This window comes from uncultured Helicobacter sp. (genome assembly GCF_949282165.1).
Lineage (GTDB): Bacteria > Campylobacterota > Campylobacteria > Campylobacterales > Helicobacteraceae > Helicobacter_F.
In genome coordinates, this window is sequence record NZ_CASDOV010000007.1 from 1 (window position 1) to 11,292 (window position 11,292).

Below are 11,292 nucleotides of genomic sequence, written 5' to 3' on the forward strand. Positions count from 1 at the left end.
AGAAGGGGGGATTCTATCATTTTATGCAAGTTTGTTTCACAAACTTGTTATCGGCAATGTTGGCAAAGCCCTCATTGCCTCCGCTTACGCGAGCATACATTAGTCTAAATCTATTGGCGTAGATTCTATAACGCCGATAGTGGCTTAGAATCTAAGAGGAGAACCCAAAGCTATCGTAGCTCATAGACTGCCACGGTGGTGTGTCCATAGGCATTTGGTGGGATTTGGATAAGCCTCCTGCCCACAATGCCCGCTTTGCCGATGAGTTTGCGCATTAAGCCCCTATCAATGAGCGGTGTGGGTAGGAATTTCTTTGCCCACATCGTGGCTTTGTAAAATTCTCTGTGCTCGGGCTGCACGGGCTCGTGATAGATTTCTATAAGGCGTAGGTTAAAAAGTTTGGCGATATGGTGGAGTGTTTTGTCGCTAAATCGGGAGATATGGTGTGGAGGCATATTTAAGATGCCATTGACGCAATAGCGCAGGAATGAATCCTCACTAGGCACAGCGATGATAAGCTGCGATGGTTTGTTGTGTATTGCCCCCCCCCCTAGTTGTCTTTAGACAGACAATCTGTGCGCGCAAAAACTCATAGGGATCACTGACATGCTCTAGCACCTGAAAGCTACAGCTCACATCAAACTCCCCGCTATGCTGCGTGCAGTAGTGCTCAATAGGAATGTTTTGGATACTGATACCGCGCTTGGCAGCCATTTCCTTAGCCTTGGTGCTAAACTCTAGCCCGACATAATTGCTCTTTTGTGGGAGAAAATCCGCAAACGCCGCCTTGCCACAGCCCACCTCTAGCACTTTAGATTCTGAAGTGATGAGGTTTTTGACATAATGATACTCGTGCTTTTCATCAAAGTAATACCACGGCAGATTGTTAAGGGCGTTATAAAACGCGTCATCGCCAGTGGGGATACTGCCATCCTCGCACACAAAAAACTTGAGATCGCACTCTTGGCAGTGCCTATACTCCAAATCACTAGAGAGGATAGCGCGTATGTCTATCCCAAAGCTCCTCTGATAGAGCGCGATGAGATCCTCTCTGCGCACGCGCTCTTTTAGTGTTACCTTATTACTATGGCACAAAATACATTGCATAATTAAGCTCCTTTTGGTTTGATAGCCCTGCATTATAACTCACAAATCTTGCAACACTTTGAATCCACTCCCAGCGCGCGCAAGCGGCTCAAACACAAAGCGCAAATCATCACTAGAGTCGCTCACACATCGCTCACTCACAAAGCATTGCTTGAGCTCTAGCAGCAGCGTATCCGTCGCGCTTTGGAAGCCTAATACATCATAAAAATCACAGAAAAATGCGCATTGGCAGCCGCTAGGCACGGGCGGATAGTCGCTAAGTAGGCTTGTGAGGTGTATGCCTAGCTCGCTTGCCTCGCTTTTGCCTAGCTCAAGCTCTAGGGAGCAGCCCTGCACTTGCGCGCTCTCTTGTGGGCTTGGGATCGTGATAGTTACGCGCTTGGAGGTTTTGGCATTGTGCAGCGTGTCCTTGGGGCTGCCATCGCTTTTTTTCATCAGACACACGCTTAGGATGGTGGGCTCTAGACTTATGGGGGCGAAAAAACTAAAGGGCGCGAGGTTGATACTGCCATTGCTATGTATCGTGCTAATCCACGCAATGGGGCGCGGTATGAGGCATTGGCTTAGGATTTTGAAGTTTTGTAGCGGTGTGGTGGGCGAAAATGTAAAAATCATCATAGCTCCTTTGTGCGCGTTTTTTGTGCAGATTCTCCAAGTATGGTGAGTGCGGATTCAAAGACTTCATCGGGTGTGATGGATTTCATACACAGGTGGTGGCTAAGCGGGCAGGTGCGCTTTTTGCACGGGGAGCACTTAAGGTGTTTGCTAAGGATTGTGAGATTGTCAGCAGTGAGGGATTGGAGCGTCGTGATATCCTTTGGCGCGCTACAATCTAGCCTTATAGAATCTAGCGCGTTTTTATCCTCTGTGTTTTTGTCCCCTAGGAGTGCGCGCATAGGTAGGAAAAACTCCCGCGCTATTGCCTCATTCCACGGGCAGGTATCGGCGGTGTCTGTGGAGCCAAAAATGGCTATGGTAGGGGTGTGGAGTGCTGCGGCGATGTGCATAGGACCGCTATCGTTGGTGATAAACAAATCTAGCGCGCCAATGCTATCAATAAGCTCTATTAGACTTGTTTGATTGCTCAGATCGTGGATATGTGCGTTGCTTTGTGTTGTGAGGTTTTGCGTATCGCCAAAGATATAGACTTCCCAGCCTCGTGAGACAAAACGCGTGATAATCTCGACAAAATATTCCTTCTCCCAGCATTTTGCCCAGCCAAATGCTGCACCCGGATTGATACCAATGTGCTTTGTGTGGCTGCGCTCTATCTTGCTACACTCGCCACGCACGAGGGATAGCGGCACAAAGGAGGTAAAAATTATAGAATCTACAAAGTCTTTAATGAGGTATTCGTATTTTTGCACTTGATGAAGCGGCGTGAGGGGCGGGGGTGTGAGCGCGTGGGTTAAGAGGGGAGAGCGGAGGTTTTTGGCATAGCCCACGCGCACCTTTGCCCTGCATAGATAGAGCAGCAGTGCGCCAAAAAATCCATTGCTAAAGCAAAAGCTCAGATCGATTTGCCCAACCTCTGTGCGTATCTGCTTGCAGAGGCGATAGAGGCTTAAAAGGCGATTTTTTGCCCTCTTGCTCTCATCGAGATAGATTGCCCTCACGCGCTCTTCGCGTCTAAACGCCTCGCACGCATAGCTTCCCACTAGCACAAACTGCGCGTTTGGATACATTATTTTGAGTTTTTCAAATGCACTTGCGCACATCACACTATCGCCCAGCCAATTTGGCAGCCGCAAAAGAATTGTTTGGATCATTATTACGCTCTTTATAGAATCTAGGATTGGTGCGGCATTATAGCAAATCTGTTAAGGTTTGTAAAAACTCTCTTTTGTTAGAATCTGCCCCTGCGTGTGAGAGAGCGACAATTTAAAAGACAAAGGATTTGTGATGCTTACCCCCCTTAAGCTTAATGATACCGACAAACTCCAACTTGCAAGAATGGCAAATACTCTGCGTTTTTTGTGTGCAGATATGGTGCAGAGGGCAAATAGCGGGCACCCCGGCGCGCCAATGGGTTTGGCAGATATAGCCACGATGCTAAGCCTGTATCTAAAGGTTAATCCAAACGAGCCCTTGTGGCTTAATCGCGACAGAATCGTCTTTAGCGGAGGGCACGCGAGTGCGCTCGTGTATAGCCTGCTCCATCTTTGGGGCTTTGGGGTGAGTAAGGAGGATTTGAGAGCATTTCGTCAGCTAGATTCTAAGACGCCCGGGCACCCCGAGTTTGGGCACACGCCCGGCGTGGAGATTACAACTGGTCCCCTAGGGCAGGGGATTGCCAATGCCGTGGGTATGGCGTTTGCCTCCAAATACGCTAGAGGGCTACTAGGGGGAGATCTCATCTCACACAATATCTTTTGTTTTTGCGGCGATGGGGATTTGCAAGAGGGGATTAGCTATGAGGCTTGCTCGCTTGCGGGGCTTCATAGCTTAGAAAATCTCGTTGTGATTTATGATAGCAATGGTATCAGTATCGAGGGCGCAGTGCAAAAGGCGTTTGATGAAAATGTAAGGGAGCGTTTTATCGCGCAGGGTTGGGAAGTGCTAGCGTGTGATGGGCACGATTACGATTCTATAAACACCGCGCTTGTGAGTGCGATAAATGCTAGCAAACCAAGCCTTATTATCGCCACCACCACCATAGGCAAGGGCGCACTAAGCCTAGAGGGGAGCCACAAGACTCACGGCGCGCCTTTGGGCAAAGACATTATCGCGCAGGCAAAGGCGGCGCTAGGGTTTGAGAGTGATGAGGAGTTTGCAATCCCCCAAGATGTGGCATTGCGGTTTTTAAATGTCAAAGAAAGCGGCACACTCGCCCATTATCAATGGCTAAAAAACCTCACGCCAGAGGCAAAATCCCTCATAGATTCACTCCTAGATACAGGCTCTATTGACTATCCTAGCTACCAAAAGGGACAATCCATCGCCACGCGCGTGAGCAATGGCGAGATACTAAACGCGATTGCTAAGGGTATGAAAGGCTTTTTGGGCGGGAGTGCGGATTTGGCTCCGAGCAACAACACCGAGCTAAAGGGCGAGCAGGATTTCCCAAATGGGCGTAATCTGCATTTTGGTATCCGCGAGCACGCTATGGGCGCGATTTGTAATGGCATTGCAAATTATGGCTTGTTTTTGCCTTTTTGCGCGACATTTTTTGTCTTTAGCGATTATCTCGCGCCTAGTATGCGTGTATCAAGCCTTATGAAGGCGCGCGTGATGTATGTTTTCACACACGATAGTATCGGCGTGGGCGAGGATGGTGCGACGCATCAGCCCATCGAGCAGCTCTCGCATTTGCGCGCTATGCCAAATCTCCTCGTGTTTCGCCCCTGCGATGGGAATGAAAATGTGGCGTGCTGGCAGGTGGCATTGCGCCAAAATGCGCCGAGTGCCTTTGTGCTTAGCCGTCAGAATCTAGAAGTCGTGAGCGAGAGCCCAAACGCCGCGGCGGTGGCAAGGGGTGGCTATATCCTCCAAGAGAGCGCGCTAGATTCACACAATCCGCACCTTGTGCTGCTTGCTAGCGGTAGTGAGGTAAAGCTCGCGCTAGATTCTCAAAAGCTCCTAGAGGGGCAGGGGATTGCCACGCGTGTGGTGAGCGTGCCCTGCTTTGATTTGCTCCTAGCCCAAGATGAGGCTTATAAAAAAGAGCTTTTTGGAGAAAGCAAGGTGCTAGCTATAGAGGCTTCGCGCGGCTTAGAATGGTATGTGTTTGCCCACGAGGTGGTGGGTATGAGCAGCTTTGGTGCGAGCGGCAAGGGCGAGGCGTTGTTTGAGCGATTTGGCTTTAGCGTAGAAAATATCATAAATCGGGCTAAGATGTTATGCCATTAGATTCTAGGTCATTACAGAATCTACACTCAAAAGAGCTACTTGTCTTTCCCTCTAGGCGCGCGCTACTTTGGCATCACAAGAGTGAGGGGATTTGTCCGCCTAGTATGCTGCTAGGCGAGTTTTTTGCCAAGGCGGTGTATTACCCAAATAAGAGCATTTTGCCCACGCATTTGCGCAAGTTTGTCCTAAGCCGCGTGCTTAGAGACTACGACAGGGAGCGTGTGAATCTCCTCGAGCGCGGGCTTGTGTTTGAGCGCAAGTTTTTGGCGTATTTGCAATCTAGCGAGTTTTTTTTGCAATTTTTTGATGAGCTTTTTGTGCATAATATCAGCATTGACACAATCCCTTTGCTTGATACCTATGGGGAATATGAGGATCATTTGCGGATTCTAAAAGAAGTGTATGAGCGATATTGCGCGTTTTTGGAGCAGCGAGAGTGGGTGCATAGGAGCTGGGATTTTAGACTTGCGCGCTTGTGGCTAGAGGAGTTTGCGCGTGTGCGGATTATGCTCTGTGGTGTGCTAAGCCCCTTTGAGCTGGCGATATTGCGTGAAGTGGCGAGCGTGTGTGAAGTGTATGTGTGCTTTGATGTGTATCAAAACATGCAAGGATTTTGGGATATTTTTGATGTGCCCTTAGAGCTAGATTCACATTTTTGCTACACGATTGCCTATCCAAGCGGCGTGGTGGTGGCAAAGACGCCGCTAGATTGTGCCCCACACATACGCGCGTATTCGTTTCTCTCGCGCATAGAGCAGGTGGGTGCTATCCGTGAGCAAATCGCGCAGTGGCTTATGCGTGGTATTGAGCCAGAAGAGATGAGTGTCGTGCTGCCCCAAGAGGACTTCACGCGGTATTTGCAGGTGCTCGATAGGGAGCAAAATTTTAATTACGCAATGGGTAAGCCATTTAAGGGCACGGAGTTTTATAACGCGCTGTGTCCGCAGCTAGAGGAGGCACCACAGAGTTTGCGTGCGTGTGTGGCGCAGAGTTTTGGTGCTCTTAGTGCGGCACAGAGGGCTAAATATGGCGTGTTTAAGCAAAAAATCGATGAGATTGTGTATCAATACGAGGCAATGAGCGGATTTTTGGACGATGTGAGTGTCAAGGAAGTGGCGCGGAGCTTTTTGCACGAGGTTGAGGGGCTAAGTGTGGATGATGTGTATGGCGGGAGAATCCGCGTTATCGGCGCGCTTGAGAGCAGGGGTGTGGAGCTGCCTTATGTGATTTTGGTGGATTGTAATGATGGCGTGATACCGCGCCTTAAGAGTAATGACTTGTTTTTAAACACTGCACTGCGCTCAAAACTAGGTATCCCCACGACTTATGACAAAGAAAAACTGCAGGTGTTGTATTACAAAAATTTGCTCCTAGGCGCAAAGGAGGCGGTGGCGCTCTGTGTGCAAGATGACAAGAGCACGCCCGCACATTTGCTAGAGGAGCTGGGCTGTGAGGTGTGTGAGAGCGCGCAAAGCCTCTTTGAGCACACTTTGGGGCAAATCCCCACTTACAAGCAGGAGCGATATGTCGGACGACTGCGCAAGGTGTTTTCGCCCACGCGCTTTAATGTCTTGGTGCAGTGCAAGCGCAAATACTGCTTTAAATATATGCTAGAGCTTAAAGAAGGCGATGAGCTAAAAGAGGCGGCGTCTATGGGGGATTTAGCACACGAGGCGTTGCACAAGGCGTATGAGCCCTATATAGGCAAGCGCGTGAATCTAGCGGATATAGATTGCGTGCAGAGAGCTTGTGAGGAGTATCTGCGCGCACGGATTCCAAACAACGCGCTAGAGCGCGCGAATGTCGAGATTTTGTGGCTTGATTTATTGAGATTTTTTGATTTTGAGCGTGAAAATATCGCTAAAAGTGGCGCGTTTGAGATTTTGGGCTTAGAGCAGGAGCTAGAGGAGTTTGTGCTAGAGGGCTACACATTTCGCGGCGCAAGGGCGGATAGAATCCAGCGCGATGGGGATGGCAAGGTGCTTGTGATTGATTACAAATACAAAAACAACTTTAAAGATAGCAATGAGGATTTTGCCCTCGAGCTGTATGCAATCGCGCTAAGTGCGCGGTATGGGGCAGTGGAGGGGGTGTATTATAATATTAAACAAGCAAAGCCCACCCCACAAAATGAAGGCAAAAGAGAGAATCTTTTCAAACATTTACGAGCGATAGAGGAGCATTTTAGCGCGCAAGGCGTAGATGAGAAAAGTGAAGTGGAGATAGGGTATGCGTATGAGGTGGGAGATGAGAGACTCACAAAGGGTTATGGCGCGTTTGAGGCTGCGCAGAGCTCTGCACCCTGTAGATTCTGCGCGTATAAAAGCCTATGTGATAGGTAGCTAGGGCTGCAAAAACTCCGCCACAAGGCTTTGTAGGCATTTGGTATCATCTTGGCATTCTTGGCGTCTAGCGATGTAGTCTTGTGCGCGCTCCTTGGTGGATTCTAAGAGTATGAGTGTCTCTCTATCGGCTTTAGCGAGCTCTGAATCTTGGCAAATCGCGATTTCATCTGGGCTTTGGGCTTTGGCGCACTCAAAGCTTGGCTGGACTTTGTAATACATTGGCGCAAGCACGCCTTTGGCATAGAGTGCCTCACACGCGCTTTTGTTTTGGAAGGAATTAATCTGCAGGCTATAGGCATCACGCTTTTCTATCATAATCCCGCATTCTGGCGTTTGGGCTTGGGTGATGTAGGCTTGGGTGCTATTGAGGGGCTTGAGGATAAATGCCTCGCTTTTGGTGCTCTCTCCTCCGTTATTTTGGAGCGTGTGGCGGAAAATCACGCGATCTTGTTGTAGGCTGATGATGTAGGACTCGCCTTGGAATTGCGGGGATTTGGGGGATTGTGAATCTAGCGAGGCTTTGGGGGGAGTGTCTGTGGGGATTAGCGGGGCTTCTTGGGGCTCTTGTATGGGCTTTAGAATCTGCTTGGTGTAGCTAAATGCGCTGATATCTTCCCAACTTTTGCTAAACCTCTGCCCATCGACATACGCGCACGAGATAGGCTGAATCTGTGTGAAAGAGGGCTCTTCATTTTGTGCGCTTTGCGCAAATATCGCCTTGCTTGGCGCGAGGATATACACATTTTGTTTGTGCGCAAAAGAGAAAAAGCCCTCGCTCACGCTTATCTGCGCGTTGCTCTCATCAAGCTTGGTGCTTATAGAATCTTCTTTGTTGATAAGGCTTAGCGTGGGATTTTGGCATTGTGCTTGGCACTCAAACTTCACATACAGGCTTTGAGCTTCAAAGCACTCTGCGCCAAACCCCACGCCCAAACCCCACACAAGCAATCCCACAAACACTCTCATCACAATCCTTTTTGTCGTTTGTAAGAATCTAACACATCAAGGATAATATCCCCCACCTTCCTAGCGTCATCGCGCCCCATATTTTGCGCACAGGGGATTGAAAGCTCGGCATTATAGAATCTTAGCGCGTTTTGTAGGTGTATCTCCCCAAATCGCTGCTTATACAGGCTAAAGGTGTGGATTGGGATATAATGCACCTGCACGCCCACGCCGCGCGCGTGCAGGGATTCAAAAATTGCGATTTTGTGCGCCCAAAATCGTGGGTGCAAAAAAATGGGATAGAGGTGGTGAGTGCTTATGTCTCGCGCAGGTGGGAGGAGGGTAAAAAACGGATTGTGCGCAAAGTGGCTATCATAAAATTGTGCGATTTCCTCGCGCTTGGCGATAAAAGATTCTATCTTTTGAATCTGTGAGAGCCCCAACGCCGCGCTTAGCTCGTGCATTCTGAAGTTAAAGCCGCAATCAAGACAATCATACTCCCACGCCCTGCCTTTAGTGATACCATGGCTTATGAGGCGGCTTGCGTGCGCGTGAATGCGCTCATCATTGGTTACAAGCGCGCCGCCTTCAGCGGTGGTGATGGGCTTAATTGCGTGAAAGCTAAAAACACTCACATCGGCTTGTGTGCCTAGCCTTTGTCCCTCAAACCTCGCGCCAAAGGCGTGTGAGCTATCTGAGAGCCAAATGAGATCGAACTCTTGGGCGAGTTGGCGCATCTGTGTGCAATCCACGCTCCTCCCGCCATAATCCATACTCACTAGCAGCTTAACCTGCGCTCTGTGCGGGTGGGAGGTGAGAATCTCACGCACGCTTATGGGATCTAAATGCCCGCTAGGCGTGATATCAGCAAAGATTGGCGTGATGTTATTAGCTAGCATCATATTTGTCGTGGCGACAAAACTAATGGGCGTGGTGATGGCAAAGATTGGCGCATTTGTGGAGTTGTGCGCGACTTTTGAAGTGGATTGTGTGGATTGGAGGGTGGATTTGATCGCGTGGTAGGCGGCATAGAGTGCGGAGGTGGCGGAATTGCACACGCTCGCGTATCGTGCGCCACAGGTGCGTGCTATGGCAGATTCAAACTCTCTAGCGCGCCAGCCTTGCGTGAGGTGCTCATCATCTAGGGCGCACAAAACCGCGGACTTGTCGTCCTCTTGGATACTCTGCGTGCTGTAGGGATACATTAGGAAAGCAACTTGCTTACGCGTTTAGAATCTAGCTTGCTCGCATCGTGTGAGCCGCGCAGAAAATCCCCCATATTTTTGAAAAACGAGGCGATTTTGCTCGGTTGCTTTTCTTTAGTGAGAGAATCTAGCGCGTTTTCTTTAGGCTTATCGTGCTTTTGGGTGGCTTTGGCTTGGATTTTTTGCACGCTTTCTTGGGCGTCTTGGGAGAGTAGGGCTATGGCGTCTTTGATATCTTTTTGCAAATCTTTTAGCTCTTGGTTGAAACTCTCCAAATCCTGCTTGTCCTCACTGATGAGTGAGGTATCGAGCTTGATTTTTTCAAGCACGATATTGCCTTGTGAATCTTTAAACCTCACGCCAAAAACTTTTTGCCCTTGGAATTTTGTATTTTGTATCGTTTGTGTGATCTCATCTTTGAGTTCCTCGGCTTTTTCGCTTCTTTGGGTTTCATCGTTTATTTTTTGGAGGCTGCGCACTTTTTGCTCGATAGAATCTAGCGAGGATTGGAGGGTTTGGAGCTTGCCGATGTTGGTGTTTAAGTCTTTGATAATATCGGTATTGATTGCCTGTGTCTTTGGGAGGGATTGGGTGCTTTGCTTGGCGGCGGTGGTTTTGGATTCTCTTTCTTGTGGTTTTTGTGCTGCTTGTGTCAAAGCGCTGCTTTTGGTGCTCTCAATTTTCATAGGCTACTCCCTTTTTGTATGCTTTAAGCAAATCCCGAGCCATTGTGCGAGTTTTGCCTGCATAAGGGAGAGATTGTGGCGCGAGGTGGCTTTAGGATTTACCCCCTTTGCTACGCTAAGTGGCGCAAATCTCTTATGCCAAAGGCGACAAACTATGGCTACGCACAATCCTTTGGGGTGGAATGGTGCAATAGCGTAATCTTGCGTGATACAAGGGCGGGGGAGCTCTTGTATCATCATATCGTGATGATAGGTATTAATGCTTTTGTAGAATCTTTTTTATGGGAGCTTTTAGGGTGCGCTTGATTGTGGCAGAGATTTTGATGATAAACTTTCTTTTGAGGTGTGCTAGCTCTTTAGTGTATATCTCCCAAAGCTCTGGATGCACGAGATAGGGCGGTATCGGCGTGGGTGCTATGCCACCAAAGAGCTCTAATTGTTGCTTATGCACAAACACAAGCGTGTTTTGTCGATACCACGATTCTACTTTTGGATTGTGCCATATCTGCATACGAATGTAATCTAAGCACACATAATCGTGCTTAGCAAAGAGCTCTGCCCAATACGCAGGGGGTTGTTCATTGACATAGTGTGTGCCGCCCTGATGAGGGATGGCAGCGGAGAATAGCACGACATCGGCGAGGGAAGTGAGGAGTGTGATGAAGTTTTTGGCATATTGCGCGTCAAAATGCTCGGCGACTTCTAGGGATTGCGCGAGCGTAAATGGCTTCGCCCTCCCCCATTTGGCTTAGAAGAAATCTGTTGCAAAATTTGGCGTGAATCTTGCGTGAGATCCACACGCTCATAGCATTCTGTGGGGATAAAAAAGAGCGATTTATCGACGCTATTGCCATCAATCCCAAAGACTGCAATACCCGGCTTTATATCCTGCCAAGCTTTAAGCCATGTGCCCACCCCACAGCCCACATCAATCACGCTTTTGACATCGAGATATTTTTGCACATAGGGGAGAATCTCAAGTGCGGAGTTGTAGCTGCCTTGCATTTGGGCGTTGTAAAATTCTTCATTGTAGAGATTTGCTTGTTGCATAATAGTCCTTTGTGTGGTGAGATGGGGCGTATTATAGCTAAATTCTCAAGGAGAGAATCTAAGAATGCGTAAGGGGGCCCTTGGGGGAAGCCCCCAAGAGTCTTA

Annotated in this window: 11 protein-coding genes; 2 read left to right on the forward strand and 9 right to left on the reverse strand. The window is 48.9% G+C overall.

What is annotated here, in order from left to right; genetic code table 11:
- Positions 1-170 precede the first annotated feature (170 nt).
- The 4 genes from ACH2BK_RS05040 to ACH2BK_RS05055 are packed head-to-tail and all read right to left on the reverse strand — an operon-like array spanning position 171 to position 2,876.
- Positions 171-455, reverse strand: a complete 285-nt coding sequence (locus tag ACH2BK_RS05040) for a hypothetical protein (protein ID WP_395002348.1) — start codon at positions 453-455, stop codon at positions 171-173.
- A gap of 43 nt (positions 456-498) precedes the next feature.
- Entirely contained in the window at positions 499-1,107 is a 609-nt protein-coding gene (locus ACH2BK_RS05045) for a class I SAM-dependent methyltransferase (RefSeq protein WP_395002349.1), read from the reverse strand.
- A gap of 39 nt (positions 1,108-1,146) precedes the next feature.
- Positions 1,147-1,722, reverse strand: a complete 576-nt coding sequence (locus tag ACH2BK_RS05050) for a flavin reductase family protein (protein ID WP_395002350.1) — start codon at positions 1,720-1,722, stop codon at positions 1,147-1,149.
- Positions 1,722-2,876 carry a glycosyltransferase family 9 protein gene (locus ACH2BK_RS05055; RefSeq protein ID WP_395002351.1) on the reverse strand — a complete coding sequence of 385 codons (1,155 nt, stop codon included), beginning with the start codon at positions 2,874-2,876 and terminating at the stop codon, positions 1,722-1,724. Before ACH2BK_RS05055 ends, ACH2BK_RS05050 begins: the two co-directional genes overlap by 1 nt.
- Positions 2,877-3,009: 133 nt before the next feature.
- On the opposite strand from ACH2BK_RS05055, the gene tkt reads away from it, so the two are divergent.
- Both tkt and ACH2BK_RS05065 read left to right on the forward strand, forming a co-directional pair.
- Entirely contained in the window at positions 3,010-4,956 is a 1,947-nt protein-coding gene (gene tkt, locus ACH2BK_RS05060; RefSeq protein WP_395002352.1) for a transketolase, read from the forward strand.
- Positions 4,947-7,298 carry a PD-(D/E)XK nuclease family protein gene (locus ACH2BK_RS05065; protein ID WP_395002353.1) on the forward strand — a complete coding sequence of 784 codons (2,352 nt, stop codon included), beginning with the start codon at positions 4,947-4,949 and terminating at the stop codon, positions 7,296-7,298. The genes tkt and ACH2BK_RS05065 overlap by 10 nt, the downstream gene beginning before the upstream one ends.
- On the opposite strand, the gene ACH2BK_RS05070 is transcribed toward ACH2BK_RS05065, so the two are convergent.
- From ACH2BK_RS05070 to ACH2BK_RS05090, 5 genes are all read right to left on the reverse strand, one after another.
- On the reverse strand, positions 7,299-8,267 hold the full coding sequence (locus tag ACH2BK_RS05070) for a hypothetical protein (protein ID WP_395002354.1): 969 nt from the start codon (positions 8,265-8,267) through the stop codon (positions 7,299-7,301).
- Complete coding sequence (locus tag ACH2BK_RS05075; protein WP_395002356.1) at positions 8,267-9,451, reverse strand: DegT/DnrJ/EryC1/StrS family aminotransferase; 1,185 nt, start codon at positions 9,449-9,451, stop codon at positions 8,267-8,269. Before ACH2BK_RS05075 ends, ACH2BK_RS05070 begins: the two co-directional genes overlap by 1 nt.
- A complete protein-coding gene (locus tag ACH2BK_RS05080; protein WP_395002358.1) occupies positions 9,451-10,137 on the reverse strand; it encodes a hypothetical protein in 687 nt (228 codons plus the stop codon). The genes ACH2BK_RS05075 and ACH2BK_RS05080 overlap by 1 nt, the downstream gene beginning before the upstream one ends.
- A gap of 256 nt (positions 10,138-10,393) precedes the next feature.
- On the reverse strand, positions 10,394-10,768 hold the full coding sequence (locus tag ACH2BK_RS05085) for a hypothetical protein (RefSeq protein ID WP_394996649.1): 375 nt from the start codon (positions 10,766-10,768) through the stop codon (positions 10,394-10,396).
- A gap of 71 nt (positions 10,769-10,839) precedes the next feature.
- Entirely contained in the window at positions 10,840-11,187 is a 348-nt protein-coding gene (locus tag ACH2BK_RS05090) for a hypothetical protein (protein ID WP_394996646.1), read from the reverse strand.
- Positions 11,188-11,292 lie beyond the last annotated feature (105 nt).